General features: G+C 63.3%; 26 protein-coding genes. 12 read left to right on the top strand and 14 right to left on the bottom strand.

Annotated elements, in window-relative coordinates:
• Position 1: 1 nt before the first annotated feature.
• Positions 2 to 388 (bottom strand): sortase family protein, encoded by a 387-nt coding sequence (locus tag EPJ54_RS19055; RefSeq protein WP_135213357.1) that lies wholly within the window; start codon positions 386 to 388, stop codon positions 2 to 4.
• A gap of 80 nt (positions 389 to 468) precedes the next feature.
• Here EPJ54_RS19055 and EPJ54_RS19050 point away from each other — a divergent pair, with 80 nt between their 5' ends.
• The 4 genes from EPJ54_RS19050 to EPJ54_RS19035 all read left to right on the top strand — a co-directional run bounded on the left by EPJ54_RS19050 (position 469) and on the right by EPJ54_RS19035 (position 4,096).
• Positions 469 to 1,089 (top strand): YfbR-like 5'-deoxynucleotidase, encoded by a 621-nt coding sequence (locus EPJ54_RS19050; RefSeq protein WP_135213356.1) that lies wholly within the window; start codon positions 469 to 471, stop codon positions 1,087 to 1,089.
• A 9-nt stretch (positions 1,090 to 1,098) separates the two neighbouring features.
• Complete coding sequence (locus EPJ54_RS19045; RefSeq protein ID WP_239591034.1) at positions 1,099 to 1,626, top strand: tyrosine phosphatase family protein; 528 nt, start codon at positions 1,099 to 1,101, stop codon at positions 1,624 to 1,626.
• A complete protein-coding gene (locus EPJ54_RS19040) occupies positions 1,623 to 2,612 on the top strand; it encodes an NUDIX hydrolase (protein WP_135213355.1) in 990 nt (329 codons plus the stop codon). Before EPJ54_RS19045 ends, EPJ54_RS19040 begins: the two co-directional genes overlap by 4 nt.
• A 92-nt stretch (positions 2,613 to 2,704) precedes the next feature.
• Entirely contained in the window at positions 2,705 to 4,096 is a 1,392-nt protein-coding gene (locus EPJ54_RS19035; RefSeq protein ID WP_135213354.1) for a sensor histidine kinase, read from the top strand.
• Here EPJ54_RS19035 and EPJ54_RS19030 read toward each other — a convergent pair.
• Both EPJ54_RS19030 and EPJ54_RS19025 read right to left on the bottom strand, forming a co-directional pair.
• Positions 4,093 to 4,761 carry a M23 family metallopeptidase gene (locus EPJ54_RS19030; protein WP_135213353.1) on the bottom strand — a complete coding sequence of 223 codons (669 nt, stop codon included), beginning with the start codon at positions 4,759 to 4,761 and terminating at the stop codon, positions 4,093 to 4,095. The genes EPJ54_RS19035 and EPJ54_RS19030 overlap by 4 nt on opposite strands.
• 69 nt (positions 4,762 to 4,830) lie before the next feature.
• Positions 4,831 to 6,018: an MltA domain-containing protein gene (locus EPJ54_RS19025; protein ID WP_167755847.1), complete on the bottom strand. Its 1,188-nt coding sequence runs from the start codon at positions 6,016 to 6,018 to the stop codon at positions 4,831 to 4,833.
• 244 nt (positions 6,019 to 6,262) lie between these two features.
• Between EPJ54_RS19025 and nadA the strand changes: the two genes are divergently transcribed.
• The 5 genes from nadA to EPJ54_RS19000 all read left to right on the top strand — a co-directional run bounded on the left by nadA (position 6,263) and on the right by EPJ54_RS19000 (position 10,671).
• The gene (gene nadA / locus EPJ54_RS19020) at positions 6,263 to 7,429 is read left to right on the top strand and encodes a quinolinate synthase NadA (RefSeq protein WP_135213351.1); all 1,167 of its coding nucleotides are present in this window, start codon (positions 6,263 to 6,265) and stop codon (positions 7,427 to 7,429) included.
• Positions 7,430 to 7,502: 73 nt separating this feature from the next.
• Positions 7,503 to 7,937 (top strand): hypothetical protein, encoded by a 435-nt coding sequence (locus EPJ54_RS19015; RefSeq protein WP_135213350.1) that lies wholly within the window; start codon positions 7,503 to 7,505, stop codon positions 7,935 to 7,937.
• Positions 7,938 to 7,977: 40 nt separating this feature from the next.
• Complete coding sequence (locus EPJ54_RS19010; RefSeq protein WP_135213349.1) at positions 7,978 to 9,444, top strand: L-aspartate oxidase; 1,467 nt, start codon at positions 7,978 to 7,980, stop codon at positions 9,442 to 9,444.
• A complete protein-coding gene (gene nadC / locus EPJ54_RS19005; RefSeq protein ID WP_135213348.1) occupies positions 9,389 to 10,270 on the top strand; it encodes a carboxylating nicotinate-nucleotide diphosphorylase in 882 nt (293 codons plus the stop codon). The genes EPJ54_RS19010 and nadC overlap by 56 nt, the downstream gene beginning before the upstream one ends.
• Positions 10,270 to 10,671: a hypothetical protein gene (locus EPJ54_RS19000; RefSeq protein ID WP_135213347.1), complete on the top strand. Its 402-nt coding sequence runs from the start codon at positions 10,270 to 10,272 to the stop codon at positions 10,669 to 10,671. The genes nadC and EPJ54_RS19000 overlap by 1 nt, the downstream gene beginning before the upstream one ends.
• On the opposite strand, the gene EPJ54_RS18995 is transcribed toward EPJ54_RS19000, so the two are convergent.
• From EPJ54_RS18995 to coxB, 11 genes are all read right to left on the bottom strand, one after another.
• On the bottom strand, positions 10,661 to 11,236 hold the full coding sequence (locus tag EPJ54_RS18995; RefSeq protein ID WP_135213346.1) for a GNAT family N-acetyltransferase: 576 nt from the start codon (positions 11,234 to 11,236) through the stop codon (positions 10,661 to 10,663). The genes EPJ54_RS19000 and EPJ54_RS18995 overlap by 11 nt on opposite strands.
• Before the next feature lie 3 nt (positions 11,237 to 11,239).
• Positions 11,240 to 12,496, bottom strand: coding sequence for a M16 family metallopeptidase (locus EPJ54_RS18990; protein ID WP_135213345.1), 1,257 nt, complete (start codon positions 12,494 to 12,496; stop codon positions 11,240 to 11,242).
• Complete coding sequence (gene thrC / locus EPJ54_RS18985) at positions 12,487 to 13,914, bottom strand: threonine synthase (protein WP_135213344.1); 1,428 nt, start codon at positions 13,912 to 13,914, stop codon at positions 12,487 to 12,489. The genes EPJ54_RS18990 and thrC overlap by 10 nt, the downstream gene beginning before the upstream one ends.
• On the bottom strand, positions 13,914 to 14,609 hold the full coding sequence (locus tag EPJ54_RS18980) for an SURF1 family cytochrome oxidase biogenesis protein (RefSeq protein ID WP_135213343.1): 696 nt from the start codon (positions 14,607 to 14,609) through the stop codon (positions 13,914 to 13,916). Before EPJ54_RS18980 ends, thrC begins: the two co-directional genes overlap by 1 nt.
• A 133-nt stretch (positions 14,610 to 14,742) precedes the next feature.
• Entirely contained in the window at positions 14,743 to 15,117 is a 375-nt protein-coding gene (locus EPJ54_RS18975; RefSeq protein WP_135213342.1) for a DUF983 domain-containing protein, read from the bottom strand.
• The gene (locus tag EPJ54_RS18970; RefSeq protein ID WP_135213341.1) at positions 15,114 to 16,019 is read right to left on the bottom strand and encodes a cytochrome c oxidase subunit 3; all 906 of its coding nucleotides are present in this window, start codon (positions 16,017 to 16,019) and stop codon (positions 15,114 to 15,116) included. Before EPJ54_RS18970 ends, EPJ54_RS18975 begins: the two co-directional genes overlap by 4 nt.
• A gap of 61 nt (positions 16,020 to 16,080) precedes the next feature.
• Positions 16,081 to 16,620: a cytochrome c oxidase assembly protein gene (locus tag EPJ54_RS18965; protein WP_135213441.1), complete on the bottom strand. Its 540-nt coding sequence runs from the start codon at positions 16,618 to 16,620 to the stop codon at positions 16,081 to 16,083.
• Between the two features lie 29 nt (positions 16,621 to 16,649).
• The gene (locus EPJ54_RS19975) at positions 16,650 to 16,808 is read right to left on the bottom strand and encodes a hypothetical protein (RefSeq protein WP_167755821.1); all 159 of its coding nucleotides are present in this window, start codon (positions 16,806 to 16,808) and stop codon (positions 16,650 to 16,652) included.
• Positions 16,805 to 17,713: a heme o synthase gene (gene cyoE, locus EPJ54_RS18960; protein ID WP_239591033.1), complete on the bottom strand. Its 909-nt coding sequence runs from the start codon at positions 17,711 to 17,713 to the stop codon at positions 16,805 to 16,807. Before cyoE ends, EPJ54_RS19975 begins: the two co-directional genes overlap by 4 nt.
• Before the next feature lie 19 nt (positions 17,714 to 17,732).
• A complete protein-coding gene (gene ctaD, locus EPJ54_RS18955; RefSeq protein ID WP_135213339.1) occupies positions 17,733 to 19,403 on the bottom strand; it encodes a cytochrome c oxidase subunit I in 1,671 nt (556 codons plus the stop codon).
• 18 nt (positions 19,404 to 19,421) lie between these two features.
• Positions 19,422 to 20,312, bottom strand: coding sequence for a cytochrome c oxidase subunit II (gene coxB / locus EPJ54_RS18950; RefSeq protein WP_239591032.1), 891 nt, complete (start codon positions 20,310 to 20,312; stop codon positions 19,422 to 19,424).
• 125 nt (positions 20,313 to 20,437) lie between these two features.
• On the opposite strand from coxB, the gene EPJ54_RS18945 reads away from it, so the two are divergent.
• From EPJ54_RS18945 to EPJ54_RS18935, 3 genes are all read left to right on the top strand, one after another.
• A complete protein-coding gene (locus tag EPJ54_RS18945; protein WP_135213338.1) occupies positions 20,438 to 21,085 on the top strand; it encodes a tetratricopeptide repeat protein in 648 nt (215 codons plus the stop codon).
• Positions 21,086 to 21,186: 101 nt separating this feature from the next.
• On the top strand, positions 21,187 to 22,608 hold the full coding sequence (gene tldD, locus EPJ54_RS18940) for a metalloprotease TldD (RefSeq protein WP_135213337.1): 1,422 nt from the start codon (positions 21,187 to 21,189) through the stop codon (positions 22,606 to 22,608).
• A gap of 386 nt (positions 22,609 to 22,994) precedes the next feature.
• Positions 22,995 to 25,124: a TonB-dependent receptor domain-containing protein gene (locus EPJ54_RS18935; RefSeq protein WP_135213336.1), complete on the top strand. Its 2,130-nt coding sequence runs from the start codon at positions 22,995 to 22,997 to the stop codon at positions 25,122 to 25,124.
• Positions 25,125 to 25,146 lie beyond the last annotated feature (22 nt).

The raw sequence follows: 25,146 nt of genomic DNA, 5'->3' as shown, positions 1-25,146 counted from the left end.
TCTAGACGCGCACCGCCTCGGCCACGCGGAAGGTCAGCACGTCGCCGTCACCTTCGCGGACGGTGACGTATTCGCCGGGGCGCAATTCGTGGGCGCCGAGTTTGAAGAGCGGCTCTTCGGGGCCTTCGTCGGCCTCGTCATACCAGAAATACCAATTGTCGCCGCGATGGCGCAGCCAGCCGTCGGCCGGCGTCTCATTGGGATGAAAACGCCGGACCGCACATTGATCCTTTTTGTCGCGCCAGAGTGCGGCACTGAGCTTGCCGTTGCTATCGAGTGGCGCGTGGATCACGTAGCCGTATTCATCGTCCCCATCAGGGTAGCCGGCGTCTGGGTTTCGCCCCAGACGGAGAATTATTCGGGTCAGACCTGATGTTGGACCAGACATCGGATGCTCCTAAGTGCGAAGTCGCTTATGTCCGCCCCTGACACATCTTACATTGAGCCCGCGCAAAGATAAGAGGTTCCATGGCCCGCGCGCCAAAGATTGCCGCTTCCAAAGTCGCTGACGCGCCGCGTGCGTGGCAGCGTATGCTATCGGGCCGGCGGCTCGATCTGCTCGACCCCTCGCCGCTCGATGTCGAGATCGAGGACATCGCGCATGGGCTTGCGCGCGTGGCGCGCTGGAATGGGCAAACGATCGGCGCGCATGCGTTCTCGGTTGCGCAGCATTCACTCATCGTCGAAGACATCTGCCGCAAGCTTGCGCCCGAATGGGACAAGCAGAAGCGTTTGATGGCGCTTCTCCACGATGCGCCCGAATACGTGATCGGCGACATGATCAGCCCATTCAAAGCCGCACTCGGCATCGATTACAAAGCCTTCGAAGCGAAACTCGAAGCGGCGATCCATCTGCGTTTTGGCCTACCGGCGCATCCTTCGGCAACCGTCAAGGGCGTGATCAAACGTGCCGACATTATCTGCGCCTATTTCGAGGCGATCCAACTCGCGGGCTTCACCGAGGTGGAGGCCAAGCGCTTCTTTGGCGCGCCGCCGCGCAATATCCGGTTGAAATTGACGCCATTGCCGACAGGGCAAGTGCAAGAAGCCTTCCTAAAGCGCTTTCGCTCGCTCCTCGATCCGGCGTAGAAGACGGCCATGTCCATCATCGTCTGCCCTCTCTCCCGTGCGCCGGAAATCGCGCGCGAACGCAAGCCGTCTCATGTCGTCAGCTTGCTCGATCCGGGTTCGGGATTTCCTTTGCTCAATGGCTATGGCAACGATCGCCACCTTTGCCTCGAAATCCATGACATCGAAGCGGAAGTCGAAGGCCAGGACGCGCTCTGCGACAAGCGCATGCGCACGATCCTCGATTTCGTCGGCCAATGGGGCCGCGATGTTCCGATCCTCATCCATTGCTACGCCGGCATCAGCCGCTCGACAGCGACAGCCTTCATCACCGCGTGCGCGCACAATCCCAGCGCCGACGAAGAAGAGATCGCGCTGGCGCTGCGCGCAGCATCGTCCACGGCGAGTCCAAACCGCCGCTTCATTGCATTGGCCGACGCCGAGCTTGGCCGCGGTGGGCGCATGAGCCGCGCCATCGACAAGATCGGTCGCGGTCCGCCTTGGTATGAGGTGGGCGAAGCCACGCCCTTCGCGATCCCCGCGCAATTCGGCGCATGAGCGACACGCCGCGCATCGCCATTGGCTTGTCAGCCGTCATCGTCGCGGTGACGGAAGATGCCCCATTCGTGCTGGTGACGCGCGAAGCGGGTGAAGATGTGCCAGGCCTCCCATTCGGCCCGTTCGATCCGGCGGGCGACCGCACGCTTGAACTTTCGCTGCGCGGGTGGGTGCATGAGCAAACCGGCTTCGACATCGGCTATGTGGAGCAACTCTACACGTTCGGCGATCGCGGCCGCGAAGCGCCTCTGGCCGACATGAAGGGCGCGGGCCCCGATCGCGTGATCTCGATTTCGTATCTGGCGCTCACGCCGTCGCGCGCCACTTTGGATCGCGTCAGCGCGCGCTGGCGGTCCTGGTACGATTTCTTTCCGTGGGAAGATTGGCGCGACGGCCGTCCATCGCTGATCGATGAAATCATCGCGCCGAAGCTACGCGACTGGGCGCAAAGCGCGAGCGATTCCGCGACGCAGACCCAACGACGTGCGCGGGCAAAACTGGCGTTCGCGCTTGAGGGCGCCATCTGGAACGAAGAGCGCGCACTGGATCGCTACGAGCTGCTCTATGAAGCGGGCCTGGCGCCAGAAGCCGCCCGTGACGGCGCCCGCTTTGACGGCAAACCCACGCCCGCAATCAGCGCCGCGCATGGGCTGGGCGAGCCGATGCAATCAGATCACCGCCGCATCCTCGCCACTGCGATCGGCCGCTTGCGCGCGAAGATCAAATACCGCCCCGTCGTGTTCGAACTCGCGCCCGAACGCTTCACCCTGCTCAATCTGCAGCGCGTTGTGGAAGCGATCGCGGGCCTCGAATTGCACAAGCAGAATTTTCGTCGCCTGCTTGATCGCACTGGCCTGGTCGAGGGCACCGGCGAGTTTGATACGAGCGCCGGCGGACGCCCCGCCGAACTTTTCCGCGCTCGACGCGAGACATTACGCGAGCGACCCGTCGGGGGTGTGCACGTACCAGCGCCACGCGGCGAGTGAATGATGAAAATCGTTAACCGCAGACTGGCGTCCCAAGCCTAGGCTCCGCTACGAGATTCGGGACAGTCCGAATTGGGGAACGTCGCGACACCATGACGAGTGCTACCGCTAAGCTTGCGCCCATCCCGCCTTTCGGCGCGCATCCCACACTTTACGATTCCGATCCGGCGATGAATTCGTTCCGCGCCAGCGCGGTGGGCGGGTCGTTGTCAGTGATCGACGTGGCGAGCGCGATCCGCAAAGGCACTTGGCCGCGCGCGATCTTTGCAGTCATCATGGCGGTGGGCGCCAGCACCGTCCTTTCGCCGCCGATCGCCGTACTCTGGTGCGGCTTGATGCTGGCGTGGGAATTCGTGATCCGCATCTGGCTTGAGGACCACGTGTTCGCGCCGATCGCGGCCCGCTCGCAGAAGAACGGGTTCACCGCGCTCACGGCGATCCATTGGGTGGGCGCCATCGCCTACATGATTTTTCCCGCCGCCGCCTGGATGACCGGCGATCCGCTGGGGATGGTGCTTGCGACCGCTTGGGTGTGCGGCGCGGCCAATCACGCGTTCGTCTATTTCTCCAGCGAGCGCGGTCTGCTGCTCTCCAGCGTTCTGCCCATCCTGGCGTGCGCAGTCGTAACGCCCTTCGTCACGCATGGCTTCACCTCGACGGCGATTTTCAGCGTGATGGCGATGCTGTGCCTGCTGATGGCGGCAGGCTTGTTCGGCCACGATCGCCGCATCTTGCTCAGCCTACTAGCGAAGAATTTCGCCGCGCGCGTCGCCGCCGAGCAAGCCAATGCCGCAAAGTCGCAATTCTTGGCGACGATGAGCCACGAGCTCCGCACGCCGCTCAACGCGGTGATCGGCTATGCCGAGTTGATCGAAGAAGAGATGGCGAGCGCACAGGCGGACGTCGCCGAAGACGCGCGCAAGATTCACGGCTCAGCGCGGCAATTGTTGTCGGTGATCGACGTCATCCTCGATCTCTCAAAACTGGAAACTGGCGCCACCGTACTCGAGCGCGACCGCTTCGATGTGGCAGCTGTGCTCGCCAATTTGCGCGCGGCCGCCGCGCCGTTGGCCGAGATTAACGCCAATCAACTCTCGATCGAACAAACTGGGCCTTTAGGCGAGGCCGAGATCGATCATGTGCGCCTGCATCAATGCCTGATGCAGCTCATCTCCAATGCCGCGAAGTTCACGAAAAACGGCTATATCCGCGTGCTCGCGACGCGTGAGCAGGTCGGCGGACGCGCGCGCTTGGTGTTTGAAGTGACAGACACCGGCATCGGCATCTCGCCCGAACAGCAAACACGCATCTTCGACCCGTTCACGCAGGTGCAAGCCGATGCGGATCGGTCCTATGAAGGCGCAGGGCTGGGTCTCACGCTCGTGCAGCGTCTGGCGCGGCTGATGGGCGGCGATGTGACCTGCGCCAGCGAACTCGGCAAAGGCTCGACCTTCGTGCTCACGCTGGACGCCGGCGCCGCTTAGAAAATCGCCGGCGCTTCGCGGCCATATTGTAGCGGATCGACTAGGAGGCCGTCGACGCTGACCTCGTAGTGCAAGTGCACGCCGGTGGCGTTGCCGGTCATACCCATGCGGCCGATCGGTTCGCCGGCCTCGACGTGCGCGCCACGCCGCAAGCTCGGATTGATGTCGTCCAAATGCGCATAGAGCGTGCGCACGTTGCGACCGTGATCGATCTCAACGACATTGCCATAACCGCCGCGCGGACCGGCCTCGGTGATGCGCCCCTCGCCCGCGGCATAGATGAAGCCGCCTTCGCGATTGGCGAGATCAAGGCCATTGTGCAAACGCCCGCCGCCCGACGCCGTGCCGCGCCAGCCAAAACCGGAAGAGAGACACGCCACTTCAGTCGGATTGCGCAGCAGTGCGCCGGCCGGCGTGTAAATGTATGGCGTATAGAGCGTCGTCTCGCCTCGCGAGCCGATCTCACCGATGTTCGAACCCCAATTTCCGCACGCGAACAATTCGCTGTGCAGCGGCGCACGTGGCGCGTTGGTGTAGATATTCGGGCCAGCTGGCGTTGGCGCAGCGCCATAGACGTCGCCCACACGCGGGTACGGCGTATTGGTGACCGCGCAGCCGGCAAGCGCCGACGCGCCCAGCACGCCCAATGCAAAATTCCGCAGCATCTTCGAACCCAAAAGCTCAGACGCCCCCGCGTCCAGTTTGCCCCGCGACCATGAACGACACCTGAACGCTCACGCCACCGGCGCATTGCGCGGCAGCAACGTCCACCAACGCGCGGGCGCATTCATGCGTTCGGCGCCTTGGCCAGCCTCAGGACCGGAGCCGAAGAACACATCGCCGCGCAATGGCCCTCGCCGAATGGCGCCGCCCGTATCCTGGGCGACAAGCAAACGGCGGAAGGGCTGGCCGTCATATTGGCCGTCCACGAACACAACCGCGCCGTAAGGGTGATACGCCGGATCGACCGCGATGGAGCCAAGCGCTGTCAGCGGCACGCCCGAGGCGCCGTTCGGACCGGCGTTTGGATCACTGATCGCTTCCTCTTGGAAAAACACATAAGACGGATCAGCGTTCAGCGCCTGGCGCGTTGCCTCATGCCCGCGCTGCTCGCTCCAGGCCTTGAAATTCGCCCATGTCGCGCCGCCTTGCAGCTCGCCGCTGTCACGCAATGCGCCGAGCGCGGAGCGCCAGCGATAGCCGTTCTGCGCCGCATACGCGGCGCGCGATTGGGTACCGTCCGGAAAGGCGATGCGGCCGGAGCCTTGGATCTGCAGATTGTAGACATCGACAGGATGCGCGTAGGCGAACGCCTGATCGGAATTTGGATTGATCTGATCGCGCCGCGGATACGGGCGCACCTCGTTGCCGACGATCACGCCCGTCAGCGCGCGCGGCGCGCCGCGCAGCGCTTCGTTGTCGTAAGCTTCCGCGAACGCCGCGAGGTTGACGCTGATCATATCACCGGGTTTGCGCAGCAGCGGCGCGGAGAATTGCGCGTCAGGAAAGCGGCGCGCTTCGATGATCGGTTCGTAATACGCCGTGAGCCGCGCTTCGCCTGGGCCACGCACATAGAACGGACGGAAGTTCGCTTCGAAGAAGGCGCGCTCACCGCAAGCCGCAACGCTCTGCGCCGCAGCGCATGCTGGCGCCCAATCCGCAACCGTGCCGCCATAACGACCGCCACCTGGCAAGCTCGCATCCAGCGCACGCGCGCGACGGCCATCGCACGCGCGTCGGAATGCCGTGAGCGCGGGCGCGAGATCGGCGCTGGTCCAATCGGGGATGTCGGAGAAGTCCGCCGGCTGCAGTGCGAACTCCGCTTCAGGTTCAGGGTGCGGACCTGGCCCCGGTCCGCGCTCCGTCGTGGCGCACGCGGCGAGAGCAAGAGTGGCGCAAACGAGCGCAAGACGGCGGAGCATGGGCTTCTCCCAGAAAGCGAGGCCCGACCTTCTACCTCGCCTCGGCGCGCGCTTCAGCCACGGAAGGCTGTCATCGGCCTGAGATAATTCGCGCTTGCGCCGCGATTCCCCTGGGAGTAACGTAGTCGAGTTATGCTCAAACGAAGCATAAGGGTGGGTCGAGGCCCTTCTCGGCCATTTTTCACACCCTATATATGCTCTGATTGAGTATAAATGGCCCATTCGGGGCCGCAGGAGGCCGAACATGGCCCGCATTATTGACGCCCCCCTCACCAGCGCCGACGAAGGCTCGGGTTGCGACCCGCGCGCCATCCACGGCCAATGGGGCGCGCTCAACGCCGCCGCCGCACGTGGCTTGGCCTACACGCCTGAGGTCCAGGCGGAGACCGCCCCGCTCTATCAGCGCGTGAAGCACGTCATCCCCGCAGTGGAATGGCCGGCTTACGCGCCGCTGATCTCGGCCATCAACAAGATGAAGCGCGAAAAGAACGCGGTGATCCTGGCGCACAATTACATGACCGCCGAGATTTTCCACTGCGTCGGCGATTTCAAAGGCGACTCGCTCCAATTGGCGCGCGAAGCGGCAGAGACTGACGCGCAAGTGATCGTCCAAGCTGGCGTACACTTCATGGCCGAGACGTCGAAAATCCTCGCGCCGGAAAAAACCGTGCTGATCCCGGACATGCGCGCGGGCTGCTCGCTCGCGGCTTCGATCACGGGCGCCGACGTGCGCTTGATCAAAGAGCGCTTCCCTGGTCTGCCGGTCGTCACCTACGTCAACACGTCGGCCGATGTGAAAGCCGAGAGCGATGTGTGCTGCACGTCGTCGAACGCCGCGGCCGTGGTTGAATGGGCCGCGCGCGAATGGGGCGTGGATCGCGTCATCCTGTTGCCGGACGAATATCTCGCCAAGAACGTCGCCGCACAAACAGGCATCAAGATCATCGCCTGGCATGGCCGCTGCGAAGTGCACGAGCGTTTCACCGCTGAAGACATCAGCGAATTGCGCGCGGCACATCCTGGTCTTGTGGTGCTCGCACACCCTGAATGCCCGCCTGAGGTGATGGCGGCGGCGGATTTCGCCGGCTCGACGGCGGCGCTGCAAACCTACGTGGAAGAAAAGCGCCCCGGCAAAGTCGTGCTGCTCACCGAATGCTCGATGAGCGACAACGTCGCGGCCAATGCGCCGGATGTCGATTTCATCCGTCCGTGCAATCTCTGCCCGCACATGAAGCGAATCACGCTCGAAGCGATCTACGACTCGCTGGCCGAGATGAAGACCGAAGTGACGATCCCAGAGGACGTGCGCGTGCGCGCGAAGCTGGCGATCGACCGGATGCTGGCGCTGCCGAAGGAAAAGCCGCGCGCTTTTGCGACGGGCATGCCGCTGGCTGCGGTGGAAGTGGTCTAACCGGCAAAGTCCGCCCCATTGTCGCCCCCTTCGCCAACCACGACACGCCGCGAAAAGCGAGACGAGGTTTGGCATGCGTGCGATTTTGGCGGCGGCGGCGTTTGGTCTGATGAGCGCAATGGCCACGCCCACACTGGCGCAGAGCAACGACGATTATTCGGGCGCCTGGGCTTTCCAAACGACGCCCTATGGCGACGAGCAATTCGGCGTGGTGATGAGTGGCGCGGCGATCGTGCAATCGTCCGGGCGCGACCGCTACGACATCCAATTGATCGCCAACGAGCTGATTATCGAGCGGCAGACGGCGCGTTCGAGCCTCGTCAGCGCGCGACAGAATTGCACGGGCGTGGTCGAGGACGGCCAATTCAACATCGATTGCGAAATGGCCGAAGCGGTCGAAGGCTATCAGCCGGACAATTTCGTGCTCCAACGCAGCTCGCCGACGCAGCTGCAAGGCGTGCTCGCCTCAGCGGCCAGCGCGCAAGTGACGTTCAACCGCGTGCGGTGAGTGCACCCCTAACCCCCTCTCCGCATGGGAGAGGGGGAAGGTGAAAACTGACAACGTCCTTATCGTCGGCGCGGGCCTCGCTGGCCTGTTCCTTGCGCTCAAACTTGCCCCGCGGCGCGTGACGGTGCTGAGCCAAGCGCCGCTGGGCCAAGCCTCCTCGTCCGCGTGGGCGCAGGGGGGATTGGCGGCGGCGTTGTCGCCGGAGGACGATCCGAAACTCCATGCACAAGATACGATCGCGGCGGGCGCCGGCTTAGTCGATCCCGAGATCGCGTCGTTGATCGCACGCGAAGGACCGGCGCGGGTGATGGATTTAATCGCGCTTGGCGTGCCGTTCGATCGCACGCCAGACGGCAAGCTCGCGCAAAGTCTGGAAGCCGCGCACTCCAAGCCGCGCGTGGTGCGCGTCGCAGGCGACCTCGCCGGCAAAGCGATCATGGATGCGCTGATCGCCGCAGCGCGTGCGGCCCCGCATATCGAGATTGTCGAGAACATGCGCGCGCGCGTGTTGCTGCAAGATGCGAACGGGCGCGTGCGGGGCGTGTGGTGCGACGGCGATCATAGCTTTGTCGCGGACGAGACGGTGATCGCCACCGGCGGCGCTGGCGGGCTTTACGCCGTCACCACCAATCCACCGGAAGCGCAAGGCCAAGGCTTCGCGATGGCGGCGCGCGCGGGCGCACTGATCGCCGATCCCGAATTCGTGCAATTCCACCCCACCGCGATCGATGTCGGCCGCGATCCCGCGCCGCTGGCGACGGAAGCATTGCGTGGCGAAGGCGCGCATCTCATCAACGGCGAAGGCCAATCCTTCGTCGCTGATCTGGACGCACGCGACGTCGTCGCGCGCGCGATCCATGTCGAGCGCGCGGCCGGTCGCGGCGCTTTCCTCGATGCACGCGAAGCCGTCGGCGCGCATTTCCCGGACGCGTTCCCCACAGTGTTCGCCGCCTGTATGAGCGCAGGGCTCGATCCGCGCGTGCAGCCGATCCCGGTCGCGCCTGCTGCGCATTATCACATGGGCGGTGTGGTCACTGACGTTTGGGGCCGGACGACGCTTGCCGGCCTCTGGGCCGTCGGCGAATGCGCTTCCACCGGCGCGCATGGCGCAAACCGGTTGGCCTCCAATTCGTTGCTTGAAGCCGTCGTATTCGCGAACCGTATCGCCGAGGCGTTGCGCGACGGTGGCGCCGCCGGACTTTCGCGGCCCGAAATCGCCGCGCCGCCGCCTGTGATGGGGGAAACACCGCGCGCGGAACTTCGCCAATTGATGCAAGCGCATGCCGGCGTCGTGCGTGACGCCGCCGGCTTAAGTCTAGCGCTCGACCGCATCCACGCGCTCTGCGATGCTCACGGAATCGCAAACGCCCTGCTCGCCGCACGCCTCATCGTCACCGCAGCACTCGCTCGCAAAGAAAGCCGCGGTGCGCATTTCCGGAGCGACTATCTCGATGCCGCCGAAAAAAAACACCGCAGCTTCCTCACGTCTGCTGCCACCGCTCCCTGACATCGTCCTCGAGCCGATCGTCAAACTGGCGCTCGCGGAAGATTTGGGCGCGGCGGGCGACATCACCACTGATGCGCTGATCGATCCTGAAACGGGAGGCCGCTGGGCCGTGCGCGCGCGGCAAGCGGGCGTAGTGGCGGGCTTGGACGCGGCAATCCTCGCGGGCTTCCTCATCGATCCCGACATGGTGTTCGAGATCGCAGCGCCCGACGGCGCGCGCGTGAAGGCCGGCGACACCATCATGACGATCGAAGGCTATGCGCGCTCAGTGCTGATGGCCGAGCGCACGATGCTCAATTTTATCGGCCGCCTCTCCGGCATCGCGACGCTAACGCGGCTCTATGTCGATGCGGTGGACGGCATGGGCGTGATCATCGCGTCCACGCGCAAAACCACGCCGGGCATGCGCGCTTTGGAAAAGCGTGCGGTGAAGCTCGGCGGCGGCGGTGCGCATCGCTACGGCTTGGACGACGCGATGTTGATCAAGGACAATCACATCGCCGCTGCCGGCTCGATCCCGTTGGCGCTGCAGCGTGCGCGCGAAGCTGCGGCGCATCTCACGTGCATCGAGATCGAGGTCGATAATCTCGATCAGCTGAAGCAAGCGCTGCCGCATGCGCCCAGTGCGATCCTGCTCGACAATTTCACGCAAGCCGATCTGCGCGCCGCCGTGAAAATGGCGAAGGGCCAGACGATGCTGGAGGCCTCCGGCGGCATCACGATCGAAAACGTGTTCGCAGTGGCGGAGACGGGCGTCGATGTCATCAGCATCGGCGCGCTGACGCATTCGGCGAAGACGTTGGATATCGGGCTGGACGCGCTGTGATGCTCAAGGCGATTGCTGGGACGATCGCGATTGCACTCATGGGCTTGGGCGTGTTCGCGCTGGCCATTATTTGGGTGTTTCTTGGCTTCCCGTTCTTGCTCGCCGCGGCGATGATGATAGCATTCGCCATCCGGACGCCAAACGCATGGTGGTTTCTAGTTTCGATTTCCGCGTTAGGGGCGTTACTCGTCGTCGCAAATTTCGCTTGGGCGGTGTCACAGCCTTTGACAGGTCAGACCTGGCAAGATGGTGGGAGGGTTGATATGCAACCTCTAAGCTCAGCCAATATCGCCACCACCGGCGCGGTTGTCGGATTGGGTTTGTTCGTTACTTATCTAAGCGCTTTTGCGCTCTGGAAGCGCGTCGTCTTCGATCGCGCAGCGGTTGCCACTAACCCGTAGGGTTGACGATCGCGAACAGCAAATGGTCGCGCCAGGCGCCGTTGATCTTGAGATAGGCGCGCGCGACGCCTTCCTGGGCGAATCCGGCTTTCTCCAATACACGGCGCGAGGCCATGTTGTCGGGCTGGCAGGCGGCTTCGACGCGGTGCAGGTCCAAGTCCTCGAACGCGTAACGCACTACAGCGCGCACAGCGGCCGTGATGTAGCCTTTGCCGGCATAGCGCTCACCCGCCCAGTAGCCGAGCGAGGCCGTCAGCGCGACACCGCGGCGGATGTTCGAGAGCGTGCAGCCGCCGACGAGTGCATCGTCCTCGTCGCGAAACACGAACAGCGCGTAGGCCTTGTCGTCGCGCGCGTCTTCTGTGTAACGGCGCAGCTTATAGCGGTACGAGCCGCGCGAAGTTTCATCTTGCGCCCAGGTCGGCTCCCAGGGCGTCAGGAAATTGCGGCTGGCTTCGCGGATCTCGGACCAATCGGTGAAATCGCGTGCTTCAGGCGCGCGCAGATAAACGCCCTCGCCGTCTATGCGCCGCATACCGTCGCTGTCCTTGCGCATCAGCACCATGATTCAGGACTTTGCCTCAAACGCGGCCAGCGCGCCATGCCCCGCCTTGGGCCCAATCGCAGCCGCGCAGGCCTGGCCCGCCAGCGCGAAACGGGCGATCGCCTGCACGTCCTCAGCTGTGACAGCATCCAACCTTGCGCGAACTTCATCGAACGAGACGAGCCGGTCGCGCATCAACACTTGGCCCACGCGCGCCTCGGCGCGGGCGGACGGCGCTTCCAGGCCCATGAGCATCTGCGCGCGCGCAACGGCTTTGGCGCGCGCGAGCTCCGCATCGGTGGGGCCGTGATCGGCCATGATCGCGAGCTGCTCGCCAACGATCTTGGCGACGGTCGCGGCGTTGTCGGCCGAGCAGCCGGCGTAGACGCAAAGGCGCCCGTCATCCTCGAACGTGTCGAGGAAGGAATCGATCGCGTAAACGAGCCCTCGTGTTTCGCGCACTTCCTGGAAGAGCCGCGAGGACATGCCGCCGCCGAAAATCTCCGACATCAGCCGCGCCGCAAAGAGCTTGTCGCTGCCGGATTCCGGCGCGGCCCATGAGAAGACGAGATGGGTTTGCTCGAGCTTGCGCGTCTCGCTTGCGCGGCCAGCGAAGGGCTTCGCGGCGGGGCGCTCTTGCGCGGGGCCGGCTTTGAGATGGCCGAAGCGCTTCTCAGCCGTTTCCAGAAACGCGTCGCGATCGAAGGCGCCGGCTATGGAAACGATCACGCGCTCCGGCGTCATGTGCGCATCGTGAAACGCGCGCAGCGTTTCGACGCTAACGTTCTTCAGTGTTTCGTCTTCGCCCAGGATCGGCCGGCCGAGCGGCTGAAAGGGATAGAGCGCGGCTTGGTGCAGTTCGAACACGCGATCGTCCGGCACGTCGAAGGCTTCGCCGCGCTCTTGCGCGACCACGCCCTTCTCTTTCTCCAGATCATCGGGCGCCCAATGCGGCGCGAACAGGATATCGGCGATCATGTCGAGCGCGAACGGCGCGTGCTCGGCGACGACGCGCGCATAATACGAGGTGCGCTCATAGCCGGTGCCGGCGTTCATGGCGCCGCCGACATTCTCCATCGCTTCGGCGAATTGGCGCGCATCGCGCTCGCCCGCGCCTTTGAACGCCATGTGCTCGAAGAGGTGCGCAATACCGTTATGCTCCGCCGGCTCCCAGCGCGCGCCAACGCGCTGCCACACGCCTAGCGCCGCCGTGCCGAGACCAGGCATCGGATCGAGTGCGACGCGCACGCCGTTCGTCAGGCGATGGAGTTCTAGCTCCATGCGCGAGATCGTTCTTGGATGAAGCGCTTTACGGCTTCGACGTCATTGGGGAGCGTGTCGATACGTTCAGGGCGGCTGAAGAGATCGGCATGCTTGGCCGGCAATGGCGGACGCATGCCTGTCGCCTGCTCGACAGTGTCGGGGAATTTTGCGGGATGGGCGGTAGCAAGTGTGACGAGCGGATGGCCGAGCCCACTCACCTGCTGACGCGCACGCAAGCCTACGGCCGTGTGCGGGCACGCGAGGTAGCCGCTCTGCTTCCAGGTCGCGCGCATGGTCTCGGCGGTTTCCGCATCACTCACAGCAGTGGCGTCGAAATGCTCGCGCAAGAAGGCAAGCGCCTGAGGCGGAATATCGAAACCGCCCGATTGTGCGAATTGGTCGTATAGGCGTCGCACGACAGCGCCATCGCGGCCGACGGCTTCAAAAATGATGCGCTCGAAATTCGATGCGACTTGAATGTCCATCGCGGGCGAAAGCGTAGCGTGCGAGTGCGCGGCGCGTTCGTAGCGCCCTGTTTGCAGCGCGCGCGTGAGAATGTCATTGGCGTTGGTGGCAAGCACGATCTTGCGGATCGGCGCGCCGCACATCTTGGCGACATAGCCGGAGAATGCGTCGCCGAAATTGCCCGTGGGCACGACGAAGTCCACCGGGCCTGGCGCGCACAACGTATGAGCGGCGACCTGGAAATAAACGGATTGCGCGACAATACGGGCCCAATTGATCGAGTTCACGCCGGACAGACGTGCGCGCTGCGAGAAATTACGATCCGCGAACAGCGCTTTGACGATCGCCTGGCAGGCGTCGAAATCGCCGTCGATGTCGATCGCATGCACGTTGGCCGCGCCAGAGGCGGTCATGAAGCGCTTTTGCACATCGGAGACACGCCCCTTCGGCATCAGCACAAAGAGATCGCTGCGCGCGCTGCCTTTGATCGCTTCAACCGCTGCGCCGCCGGTGTCGCCGGACGTCGCGCAAACCACAGAGAGCTTCTCGTTGCGCAGCGTTAGCGCATAATCGTAGAGCGGCCCAATGAGCTGCATCGCTACGTCTTTGAACGAGAGCGATGGACCGTGGAAAAGCTCCAATATCCATTCGCCACCATCGATTTGGACAAGGGGCGTGATGGCTCTGTGCCAATTCTTATCGGCGGCCAGAAAGCCGTACGCGCTGTCGGCTAGCGCGCGTGCGGGGCTTTCGCCAAACTCGTCCTGCTCGCCGAGATCGGGCTTACCGAACGCCCCCAGCACGATCCCTGCGGAATTATGGAAGTGTCGCGTGAACGCCCAACCGTTATCGCGTCCAATAACCGGCCAATTCTCCGGCATATAGAGCCCGCCATCGGGCGCGAGGCCGGCGAGCACGGCGTCGAGAAACGAAACAGCCGGCGCTTGGCCGCGGGTTGAGATGTAGCGCATTAGTCTTCTGGTCGGCGTGGCGGCTTCAGGGCGAGGCGTCCGACGCTCATGTGATACGCGAAATAGATCACGATCAGCACGATCGCGAGGCCGTACCACGTGATCGCGTAGCCCATGTGCCGCTCGGGTGGCAGCGCATCGGCGCCGGGCGCAAGCGCAAACGGGTTTGGCGTGGCGCGGCCGTCGGCGCCGAGATAGGCGTTGGCGACGTAGAAATCGGCGACGTTTTGGAGGCCCGCGTTGCGTCCCATCGCCGGCAGATCAACAGCGAACCACAAGCGTTGCAGCGGGCGCGGCGCGAGCGTCATCGGCGCAGGCGGCTCAGGCCGGATCGAAGCGCCGATGATCGGTGCGTCGAAACGCAGTGAAGCGGGAAAGCGAATTTCGTCCGGGTTGGGCGGCTCGACGCCCTCGATGAAATCGGAATCCACGAAGACGATCTCGTCGCCGTATTGCACGGGTGCGAACACGCGCCAGCCCTGCTCACGCGTATCGGTGCGCACGCCATAGACGAATTGGATGGCGCCTTCGATCGGTTGGTAATCCTCGATCGTCATCTGCGCGACCGGCTCTTCGGCCAGCGCCATCTTCGTGTCGTACTTTTCCCATTGCCAACGGCCGAGCGACACCAGGATCGCAAACGCGATGATGGAGAAGATCGTCATCAGCCAAAGCGGGCGGAACTGAATCATCATGCTCCCCCATTTATGGCGGAGTTGTCGGCGCAGCCGACTGAGGGGGCGGCGCGCGCCACGGCCCCCTTCGTCTCGCGCTGCGCGCGATCCACTTCCCCCGCACGCGACGGAAGATTGGTGGTGCGGAACGAGTTCATTCGATGTCCGCGTGCGTAGCTTCACGCGCCTTATGCTTCCACTGGAAAGCAAACAGCACGGCTTTGAACGGCGGGAGAAGCGCCAAACACAGCGCGATGGCCGCGACCATTGTGATCGTGAGCGCCATCCAGCCGGGCAGTTCCAAACCAAACTGCAGAATGATGAGCAGCGGCGCGACGATGGCGCCGACGATCAGGATCACGAACACGGCTGGGCCGTCGCCAGCATCAGCGGCTTTGAAGTCGGCGCCGCACGCAGCGCACGTGTCGCGAAACTTGAGATAGCCGCTAAACAGCGCGCCCTGCCCGCATTGCGGGCAACGGAGCTTAAGCCCCGCTGCCCAAGCGGATGGCGGCTGTGCGCCCGTCACCCCTGCATCGTCAGGTACGGCATCACGTACACGAACGTGAAGAGGAACAGCCACACCACGTCAACGAAGTGCCAATACCAAGCCGCGGCTTCGAGGCCGAAATGCTTCTGCGGCGTGAACTGGCCGGCCATCAGGCGCAGCAAGCACACGAACAGGAAGATCGTGCCGATCACGACGTGGAAGCCGTGGAAGCCGGTCGCCATGAAGAAGGACGAACCATAGAGCGTCGCGTTGGTCACATCGCCCTGGTTGCCGAAGGCAAAGCCCGCGAGCGGGTATTCGACGCCGAACTGCACCCAGCTGAAGATCACACCCAGCACGACAGTGAGGATGAGGCCCAAGCGCGCGCCGTTGCGATCGCCGCTCTGCAGCGCGTGGTGCGCCCACGTCACCGTGGTGCCCGAGAGCAGCAGGATCAACGTGTTAATCAGCGGCAGATGGAAGGGATCGAAGGTCTCCACGTGTGGCGGCGGCCAATTGGCCCAAGCAGCGGCGGTGGCTTCATCCCACGTCGGCACCAGCCAATCGGCGCGATGGCCGTGATAGATGGCGAGCTCGAAGAAGGCCCAGAACCACGCGACGAAGAACATCACTTCCGACGCGATGAAGAGGATCATGCCGTAGCGCAGGCCGATATCGACCACCGGCGTGTGATCGCCTTGGCGGCTTTCCTTGATCACGTCGCCCCACCAGCCGATGCAGGTGAGGATGATGATGCCCATGCCAATGGCGAAGAGCGTCCAATGGCCTTTACCGAGGAAGAAATCCGCCTCGTTCGCCGACAACCCACGCATCAACACGACCGCGCCGACAGCCGCGATAAACGCGCCGAGCGAGGCCAGGAACGGCCACGGACTCGGATTGACCAGGTGGTAGTCGTGCTTGACTTCGCCGTGCGCCATTTGATCCCTCATGCGCCTTTGCCCATGCGCTTACAGCGCACCGGCAACAATGCCAAATCCATTACCCCGCCGGCGCCAACGCCGCGTCGGCGTCAGTGGAGCGGAAGAACGTGTACGAAAGTGTAAGTGTGTTGATCTCGGCCGTGTCGGAATCCGTCACGATTTCCGGATCAACGAAATAGACCACCGGCAGCTCGGCCGTTTCACCCGGCGCCAGCACCTTATCCTGGAAGCAGAAGCATTCGAGCTTCGCGAAGTACGGCCCAGCCATATGCGGCGTCACATTGTAGGTGGCGCGCGCGACGATCGGCTGATCGGAATTGTTGTGTACGGTGTAGAAGGCAAGGCCGGTCTCGCCGATGCGCAGCGTCTGATTGATCTGCGACGGCGCAAACTCAACCGGCAGGCCCGGCGCGACGTTGGCGTCGAAGCGGACCTCGATGCGGCGCTCGAGCACTTGATCGGGCGCCGTATCGGCTTCTTGCGTGGTGCCGCCATAGCCGGTGATCTTGCAGAACGCGTCGTAGAGCGGCACGGCGGCGAAGGCCATACCAGTCATGCCGACCACAACGCCGACGACGATCGCGGCCGTGCGCGCCATGCGCTTCGGATCCGGTGGTTGCGGGGCGCTCATTGGGCGCTGAGTCCGAGCAGGCTGAACGCCTGCATCTTCGACACCGTGATCGCGAACACGAGCACGATGAACGCGCCGATCGAGAGCGCCAGCCACATATTGCGGCGCTTGCGGGCTTTCTGCTCTTCCGGCGTGAGGATCACAGTCTCGTTCATGCGAACCCTCGTTCGATGAAGATCACGGCGAACAACGTGAAGAGATAGAGGATCGAGAACGCAAACAGCGCGCGCGCGTGCTTGTCTTCAGCCGGCACGCCCTCGCCCGCTTTCGAGCGCAGCACGCGATAGGCCAAGAACACGAACATCGCGCCGCCAAGCCCAGAGACGGCGGCGTAGATCATGTTGCCGAGGCCCGTGAGCACCGGCGTCATGGCCAGCGGCGCGAGCAGCAGCGAATAAAGGAAGATTTGTGTGCGCGTCGCCTTCGCACCGTGCGTGACGGGCAGCATCGGCACTTTGGCGGCGGCGTAATCGTTCTTCTGCAACAGCGACAGCGCCCAGAAGTGCGGCGGCGTCCAGAAGAAGATGATAGCGACGAGCAGGAGCGGATCGATGCCGAGCGCGCCTGTCTTTGCAGCCCACGCGATCGCTGGCGGCAATGCGCCAGCCAAGCCGCCGATGACGATGTTCTGCGGCGTCGCGCGCTTCAGCCACATCGTATAAACGACGGCGTAGAAGAAGATCGTGAAGGCCAGCAGCCCAGCCGCGAGCACGCCTGCGGCCAGATACATCGTCACAACGGAGAGCGCCGACAGCGTCAGGCCCATCATCAATGCTTCTTCGCGGTCGATGCGGCCCGACGGGATCGGGCGCGAACGCGTGCGCGTCATCACCAGATCGATATCGCTGTCGTACCACATATTGAGCGCGCCGGACGCGCCCGCGGCGACCGCGATCGCGAACACCGCGGCAAAGCCCAGCACCCAATCGCCAGCCCCGGGTGCGGCCACGTAGCCGACGAGCCCGGTGAACACCACCAAGCTCATCACGCGCGGCTTCAGCAGCGCGAGATAATCGCTCGCGCTTGCTGTGCGTTGGCGGGAGGCGGCGACATCAACCAAGGCTCGGCCTGTCCTAGTATCAGTGATGCGTGTCCGGCTTGATCACCGGCAGCTCATTGAATTGGTGGAACGGCGGCGGCGACGAGAGCGTCCACTCGAGCGTGGTTGCGCCCTCGCCCCATGGGTTCGCCCCGGCTTTGCGACGCGCAACGAACATCTCGACCACCGTGATGAGGAAGATCAGCACGCCAACGGCGGTGATCGCATAACCGATCGAAGAGATGTGGTTCCAGTACGCGAACGCTTCCGGATAATCGATGTAGCGCCGCGGCATGCCTTGGAGACCCAAGAAGTGCTGCGGGAAGAAGATGATGTTCACGCCAACGAACATCACCCAGAAGTGGAGACCGCCGAGGAAGCCGTTGTAGCGATAGCCGCTCATCTTCGGGATCCAGTAGTAGAAACCCGCGAAGATCGCGAACACGGCGCCGAGCGAGAGCACGTAGTGGAAGTGCGCGACCACGTAATACGTGTCGTGCAGCGCGGTATCGACGCCCGAGTTCGCCAGCACGACGCCGGTGACGCCGCCGACCGTGAACAGGAAGATGAAGCCGATCGCCCACAGCATCGGGACTTTGAAGTCGATCGAGCCGCCCCACATCGTGGCGATCCACGAGAAGATCTTGATGCCTGTCGGCACCGCGATGACCATCGTTGCGGCGATGAAATAGGCTTCGAGATCGAGGCCCATGCCGACCGTGTACATGTGGTGCGCCCACACGACGAAGCCGATCACGCCAATCGCGACCATGGCGTAGGCCATGCCGAGATAGCCGAAGATGGGCTTACGCGAGAACGTCGACACGATGTGCGAGATCATGCCAAAGCCCGGCAAGATCAGAATGTAAACTTCCGGGTGACCGAAGAACCAGAACAAGTGCTGGTACATGACGGGATCGCCACCGCCGGCCGCTTGGAAGAATTGCGTGCCGAAATTGCGGTCCGTCAGCAGCATCGTCAGCGCGCCGGCCAGAACCGGCAGCGAGAGCACGAGCAGCCACGCCGTCACCAACACCGACCACGCAAACAGCGGCATACGGTGCATGGTCATGCCCGGCGCGCGCATGTTGAAAATGGTGGTGATGAAGTTCACCGCGCCCAGTATCGAGCTCGCGCCCGCGATGTGGAGCGAGAGGATCAATAGATCCATCGACGGGCCGCTATGGTGCGTCGGCGATGTCGAGAGCGGCGCATAAAGCGTCCACCCGCCGCCGAAGCCCGGATAGTCGCCGTTGCCCGGCACCAGCATCGAAATCACGGCGAGCGCGAAAGAAGCCGGCAACAGCCAGAACGAAATGTTGTTCATGCGCGGGAACGCCATGTCCGGCGCACCGATCATGATCGGAACGAACCAATTGCCGAAGCCGCCGATCATGGCCGGCATGACCATGAAGAAGATCATGATCAGGCCGTGATAGGTCACGATCGTATTGTAATAGTGTTTGGCCGCATCAACGTCGGCGATCCACGGCAGCGACGTGAGCACGCCCACGCCCGGCTCGGCCAATTCCCAACGGATGAGGCCGGAGAGCGCGCCACCGATCAACCCCGCGATAATCGCGAAAATAAGGTACATCGTGCCGATGTCCTTATGGTTGGTCGAATAGACCCAGCGCTTCCAATCCCAAAGGCTCGGGCGGTGATCAGCGTGATCGTGATGATCAGCGGTGTGAGCAGCTTCGTGCGTCATAAACTTGCTCTCCGATCCTTAGCGCGTAGGCGTCGCGGGCGGCGTCGCCGGTTCGGCGGCGGGCGCTGCAGGCGTTTCACCGGCGGCGGGCGCAGCTTCCGGCGTGGCCGGGGTTTCAGCAGTAGCGATCGTGCCGCCCTGCGCTGCGATCCATTGATTGAATTCTTCACGGCTGACGGCGTGAATTTCGACGGGCATGTAGGCGTGGTTCAGGCCGCAAAGCTCTGAGCACTGGCCGTAATACACGCCTTCTTGGTCGACGTTGAACCACGTCTCATTCACGCGCCCCTGGATCGCATCTTCCTTGATGCCGAAAGCAGGAATCGCAAACGAGTGGATGACGTCATTCGATGTCACGAGCACGCGGACATTGGTATCCACAGGAACGAGCAGCGGCTCTGTGGTCGCCAGCAACCACGGGCGGCCAGCGGCCCGCGCCTCATCTTCCGGCAACAAGTTCGCCGCAATCGAGACGCCTTGATCCGGATACTCCAGATTCCAGAACCACGAATTGCCCGTCACTTTCAGCGTCAGTTCAGCTTCGGGAATGCGTTCTTGTTTGTAGATGAGCGGGAATGACTTCCATGCGATCGCAACAAGGATAAGAACGGGCACTACCGTCCAGATCACTTCGACGAGCATGTTGTGCGTGAATTTCTTCGGCGTCGGATTGGCGCGGCGATTGTAGCGCACCATCACCCACAGCAAGAGCACGAGCACGAACACGGAAATAGCGACGATGATCGGCAAAAGCAGACCATGAAACGCGTGAATCTCACGCATGACTTCCGTCGCCGCCGGCTGCAAGTCGACGCCGCGCGGCGTCGGTTGGCCGACCAATGCTGCGTGCGCTGTACCGCTGGCGAACATCAAGCTCGCTGCAGCCGCGAACAAAGCCCCTCGCTTCACGCTTTCGCCTCCTCAAGATTCAGCGTCGGTATGGCGCGAGCCGAGACCCACGCCTATAGTCTGCGGGCGCGGCATTCGACCGCGCCTTGCCGTTCTGTAAGTCACCAATCGGGTGGGGTGCTAGCATGAGCCGCGCTTGGCTTCCAAGGCGCTTCTCCGTCGCGATTCAGCGCGCGGTTGCCGCGATGGCGATCGTCGCCGCCGCCCCTTTCGTGGGCGCAACGGCTTTCGCGCAAGATCCGCGCGCCGTCACCACGATCGGCACTGACGCCAACATCCGTCGCTGCAGTGAAGCCGTGGTCGCCGGCGACACCTCGGACCGCACGGTTGAGGAATGCACCCGCGCACTAAATTACCGCCGCATCGACCGGCCCACGCAATTGCAGCTGCTGATCAATCGCGGCGTCACCCACATGCGCCGCGGCGAAAATGAACCTGCTCTAGCCGACTTTGACGAAGTGATCCGCCTGGACCGCCGCCAGGCCGAGGCACACCTGAACCGTGGCGCGGTCCTGGTGCAAATGCGCCAGCATGGCCCGGCGATTGCCGCTATTACCGAGGCCCTGGGCCTGGGCGTGCGTGAGCCGCACAAAGCCTATTTCAACCGGGGCGCGGCACGCGAAGCCTTAGGTGACCTCAGGGGTGCCTACGAGGATTATTCGACCGCGCTCGAAATCCAACCTGATTGGGGCCCGGCAAGCGCCGAGTTGGCCCGTTTCGCCCGCAATCGACGCGATCATCTGGCCACCGTCCTGAACGAACCGACGCCATAATCGGCGCTTCTGCTGCCGATATCCGGTTCCGGGCGCGCCAGCGCCCGACTCGGCCCCTATATGGAGCAGACGTAATTCCCCCGGAGCGAAGGAGCGCCGACATGGCCGACGGACTGAGCAAGGCCCCCGAACAAGCCGCCGAAATGGATTGGGACGCCGCCAGCCGCATTCTCGCCACGGCCACTCATGGCGCGGACGATGGCGAACTCTTTGTCGAGGACAGCAAGACCGAGAGCTTTTACTGGGACGACGGTCGACTGAAATCAGCCTCGTTCGACGCCACCCAAGGCTTTGGCCTGCGCGTGGTCGCCGGCGAGCGCGCCGGCTACGGCCACGCAAGCGTGCTGGAGACGGACGCCGTCAGCCGCGCCGCCGAGGCCGCCGCCGCCGTGAAGCTCGGCCATACGGGCACGCTTGATGCGAGCCCGGCCAAGGTGAACCGCCAGCTCTATGCCGATTTCGACCCGATCGAAGCGCCGCTGTTCACCGACAAAACCGAACTCCTGGCCGAGATCGACGCCTATTGCCGGGCCAAAGACCCGCGCGTCGTCCAAGTCGCCGCCACCCTCGCCAGCGCGCGCCGTGGCCTCACCATCCTGCGCCCTGACGGCGCAAAGCTGACGGACCATCGCCCGCTCGTGCGGGTGAACGTCTCGATCACCGTCGAGCGCGATGGTCGCCGTGAATCCGGCTCTGCCGGCGCTGGCGGTCGTGAGCCGTACGAGGTGTTCATTTCGCCGGAGCGCTGGAAGGCGCTGGCGGATGAGGCGCTGCGCATCGCGCTGGTGAACCTCGACGCTGAAGCTGCCCCCTCCGGCGAGATGGACGTGGTGCTCGGGCCGGGCTGGCCGGGCGTGCTGCTGCACGAAGCAGTCGGCCACGGCCTCGAAGGAGATTTCAACCGCAAAGGCACGAGCGCGTTTTCCGGCATGGTCGGCCAACGCGTTGCAGCGCCCGGTGTTACAGTTGTCGATGACGGCACGATCGAAAATCGCCGCGGCTCACTCACCATCGATGACGAAGGCACGCCGACGCAGCGCACGGTGCTGATCGAGGACGGCATCCTCAAAGGCTATCTGCAGGATCGCATGAATGCGCGCCTCACCGGCGTCGCGCCGACAGGTTCGGGCCGTCGCGAAAGCTATGCGCATCGGCCGATGCCGCGCATGACCAACACCTTCATGACCGCCGGCGACAAAGACCCTGGCGAGATCCTCGCATCGCTGAAACGCGGCGTTTACGCGGTTAATTTCGGGGGCGGACAGGTCGACATCACGTCCGGCAAGTTCGTCTTCCAATGCACCGAGGCGTATTACGTCGAGAACGGCCAGATCAAATATCCGATCAAGGGCGCGACGCTCATCGGCGACGGCCCTTCCGCACTCACGCGCGTGACGATGGTCGGCAACGATCTCAAACTTGATGAAGGCGTGGGCACGTGCGGCAAAGCCGGGCAGAGCGTGCCCGTCGGCGTCGGCCAACCCACGCTTTACATCACCGGACTGACAGTCGGCGGGATGTAGGACCAAGGTCACGATTTACAATTTCGAGAATCGAAGCAGAGATTTGTTCATCCCACTGTCTGGGGAGGTACATATGGCTGCGAAGAAGAAAACGGCGACTAAGGCTGCGGGCAAAAAGACCGCTGCGAAGAAGCCGGCCGGCAAGAAGAAGTAAGCTTCTTCTTTCCTGCACAGGAAACAGAACGCCGTCGGGGCTCCGCCTCGGCGGCGTTTTCCTTTTCCAGCCGTCGCACGCATCCGCCCCTTCGTCGCAAGGCACGACGAAACGCCCTGAAAACGCCCCCAGCAACGCGTCCAGACACATTGCTGAAATCATCCGGCAACAAAGCGGCGCAAGAAGCACGCGCCCACGCCGCAGGGAGGCGGCGTCGATAGGGGGAGATAGAATGCTCGGACGTATGATGGTGTCGGCGCTTGCGCTCACGGGAGCCGCCTACGCGCAAACACCGGTGAGCACCGATGCAGCTGCGACAGCAGATTGCGCACCTACGCCCGCGTGCGCGGTGACGCCGGCGAGCAGCAGCGATCGCGTGCACTACGACGCGCCCTTCTTCGCACAATTCAATCCGCAGACCGCGCTCGATATGGTGCGCCAGACGCCAGGCTTCTCGCTCGATGGCGGCGATGATCGCCGCGGCTTCTCAGGCGCTGTCGGCAATCTTCTGATCGATGGCTTGCGTCCGAGTTCGAAGAGCCAATCGCTTGAGAACATCCTGTCGCGCATTCCTGCGGGCCAAGTCGTGCGCGTCGAATTACTGCGCGGCGGCGAAGTCGCGGGCGACGCTTCGGGCGCGTCCGTGCTGCTCAACATTGTGCGCACGCCGACCGCCGGCAGCGGCGTGTGGGAAGCGGGCTTCGAATACACCTCGTACGGCGAGCCGGCGCCGCGCGGCGAATTCTCGTACAGCGGCCGCAGCGGGCAAATCGAATGGGGCGCGGGCGTCAATTATCGTTCGCAATATCGCGACCTGCCCGGCTGGCGGCATTTCTATGACGGCAATGGTGTTTACACGGGCCGCGCCGACACGCCCTCGCCCGATCGTGTTTTTCAAGAAGGCGGCATAAACGGCAACATCGCCTTCCCCTTGGGCGGCGGTCGCTTTAGCGCCAACGCAGAATTGAGCGGCTTCAGCTTCGAGACCGAAAACGGCTTCCCATTCTACGACGCGGCCGACGATCCCACTTTCGAACTCGTGCAAGTGTTTGAGGAACGCGAACCCGGCGTTGAAGTTGGCGTGAACTACGACCGCGATTTCGGACCTTGGTCGTTGGCGCTGATCGGCTTGGTCAATCGCGAAAACTATTCGAGCGACGACACCGGCGTATATACGGGCAGCGTTGTCGGCTCCTACATGCAAGAGCTTGATCAGGAATCTGGCGAGAGCATTTTGCGCGCTTCGATCTCGCGTTCGCTGTCGCCGCAGCACCGCATCGAATTTGGCGCTGAGGGCGCGTTCAACTCGCTCGATCAAACGCTCGTGTATGCCGAGAATGGCGCGTCGATCAATTTGCCGAACGCCAACGTGCTGATTGAGGAAGAGCGCGCGGAATTGTTCGGCACGCACACGTGGCGACCCGCCGACGCGTGGACGGTGGAGTCACGCCTTGCATGGGAAACCTCCACCCTCACCTTCACAGGTGACACCAATGACACGGTTGAGCTTTCCTATTGGAAGCCCTCGGTGCAAGTGTCGCGCCGCTTCGGGCAAAACAACCAAGCGCGCTTCCGCATCTATCGCGACGTGGGTCAGCTCGATTTCGGCGACTTCACCTCTGCTGCGGCCGTTGCGGATGGCCTCATCAATGGCGGCAATCCCGATCTCGTGCCGCAAACCTCCTGGATTGCGGAACTCGGCGGCGACATTCGCTTTGGCGCGGCAGCCCTCAGCGTGACGCTGCAGCATCAGCAGATCAGCGATGTCGCGGACCTCGTTCCGATCGTGGCGCCGAATCCGGATGAAGATCCGCTCGATCCGAACGACGATTTCTTCCGCTTCGATGCGCCCGGCAACATTGGCGACGGTGAACTCACGCGGCTCAACGTGAATTTCTCCACGCCGATCAGCTTCATCCCCGGCGGTCGCATCACGATCGACGGCCATTTGACAGATAGCGAAGTCACCGACCCCGTCACTGGCCGCTCGCGCATCATTTCCGAAACACCGGAATCGCGGATCGACATCCAATTCCGTCAGGACCTGCCAGATCTGCGTTTCGCTTGGGGCGTCAGCATCTTCAAGCAAGGCGAGCACCAATATTATCGCTTCAACGAGGTCGATACGAACGAAGAAGGCCCTTGGGTCGATGTGTTTGTGGAAACGACGGCGCTGCCAAACGACATGAAGCTGCGCCTGTGGGCGGCCAATATCACCGACGGCACGATCAATCGCGAGCGCCGCTTCTTTGGCGACAACATCAACCCCGACCGCAACGGCCCGCTCAATCGCGTTGATCTGCGCGAGCGCCAGTTCGCCGAAGCGCCGTGGCTGATCCTGGAATTGAGCGGCACGTTCTAAGCTTGCGAGACGCAGTGTTGCG

Source organism: Vitreimonas flagellata, assembly GCF_004634425.1.
GTDB classification, from domain to species: Bacteria; Pseudomonadota; Alphaproteobacteria; order Caulobacterales; family Aquidulcibacteraceae; genus Vitreimonas; species Vitreimonas flagellata.
The sequence above is the reverse complement of the archived record's forward strand: the minus strand, read 5'-3'. Positions and strand labels throughout refer to the sequence as shown.

What these genes read in the sequence shown, in the direction of transcription:
- EPJ54_RS19055 (WP_135213357.1), bottom strand. Translation starts at nt 388, where the DNA reads ATGTCTGGTCCAACATCAGGTCTGACCCGAATAATTCTCCGTCTGGGG.
- EPJ54_RS19050 (WP_135213356.1), top strand. Translation starts at nt 469, where the DNA reads ATGGCCCGCGCGCCAAAGATTGCCGCTTCCAAAGTCGCTGACGCGCCG.
- EPJ54_RS19045 (WP_239591034.1), top strand. Translation starts at nt 1,099, where the DNA reads ATGTCCATCATCGTCTGCCCTCTCTCCCGTGCGCCGGAAATCGCGCGC.
- EPJ54_RS19040 (WP_135213355.1), top strand. Translation starts at nt 1,623, where the DNA reads ATGAGCGACACGCCGCGCATCGCCATTGGCTTGTCAGCCGTCATCGTC.
- EPJ54_RS19035 (WP_135213354.1), top strand. Translation starts at nt 2,705, where the DNA reads ATGACGAGTGCTACCGCTAAGCTTGCGCCCATCCCGCCTTTCGGCGCG.
- EPJ54_RS19030 (WP_135213353.1), bottom strand. Translation starts at nt 4,761, where the DNA reads ATGCTGCGGAATTTTGCATTGGGCGTGCTGGGCGCGTCGGCGCTTGCC.
- EPJ54_RS19025 (WP_167755847.1), bottom strand. Translation starts at nt 6,018, where the DNA reads ATGCTCCGCCGTCTTGCGCTCGTTTGCGCCACTCTTGCTCTCGCCGCG.
- nadA (WP_135213351.1), top strand. Translation starts at nt 6,263, where the DNA reads ATGGCCCGCATTATTGACGCCCCCCTCACCAGCGCCGACGAAGGCTCG.
- EPJ54_RS19015 (WP_135213350.1), top strand. Translation starts at nt 7,503, where the DNA reads ATGCGTGCGATTTTGGCGGCGGCGGCGTTTGGTCTGATGAGCGCAATG.
- nadC (WP_135213348.1), top strand. Translation starts at nt 9,389, where the DNA reads ATGCCGCCGAAAAAAAACACCGCAGCTTCCTCACGTCTGCTGCCACCG.
- EPJ54_RS19000 (WP_135213347.1), top strand. Translation starts at nt 10,270, where the DNA reads ATGCTCAAGGCGATTGCTGGGACGATCGCGATTGCACTCATGGGCTTG.
- EPJ54_RS18995 (WP_135213346.1), bottom strand. Translation starts at nt 11,236, where the DNA reads ATGGTGCTGATGCGCAAGGACAGCGACGGTATGCGGCGCATAGACGGC.
- EPJ54_RS18990 (WP_135213345.1), bottom strand. Translation starts at nt 12,496, where the DNA reads ATGGAGCTAGAACTCCATCGCCTGACGAACGGCGTGCGCGTCGCACTC.
- thrC (WP_135213344.1), bottom strand. Translation starts at nt 13,914, where the DNA reads ATGCGCTACATCTCAACCCGCGGCCAAGCGCCGGCTGTTTCGTTTCTC.
- EPJ54_RS18980 (WP_135213343.1), bottom strand. Translation starts at nt 14,609, where the DNA reads ATGATGATTCAGTTCCGCCCGCTTTGGCTGATGACGATCTTCTCCATC.
- EPJ54_RS18970 (WP_135213341.1), bottom strand. Translation starts at nt 16,019, where the DNA reads ATGGCGCACGGCGAAGTCAAGCACGACTACCACCTGGTCAATCCGAGT.
- EPJ54_RS18965 (WP_135213441.1), bottom strand. Translation starts at nt 16,620, where the DNA reads ATGGCGCGCACGGCCGCGATCGTCGTCGGCGTTGTGGTCGGCATGACT.
- EPJ54_RS19975 (WP_167755821.1), bottom strand. Translation starts at nt 16,808, where the DNA reads ATGAACGAGACTGTGATCCTCACGCCGGAAGAGCAGAAAGCCCGCAAG.
- ctaD (WP_135213339.1), bottom strand. Translation starts at nt 19,403, where the DNA reads ATGACGCACGAAGCTGCTCACACCGCTGATCATCACGATCACGCTGAT.
- EPJ54_RS18945 (WP_135213338.1), top strand. Translation starts at nt 20,438, where the DNA reads ATGAGCCGCGCTTGGCTTCCAAGGCGCTTCTCCGTCGCGATTCAGCGC.
- tldD (WP_135213337.1), top strand. Translation starts at nt 21,187, where the DNA reads ATGGCCGACGGACTGAGCAAGGCCCCCGAACAAGCCGCCGAAATGGAT.
- EPJ54_RS18935 (WP_135213336.1), top strand. Translation starts at nt 22,995, where the DNA reads ATGCTCGGACGTATGATGGTGTCGGCGCTTGCGCTCACGGGAGCCGCC.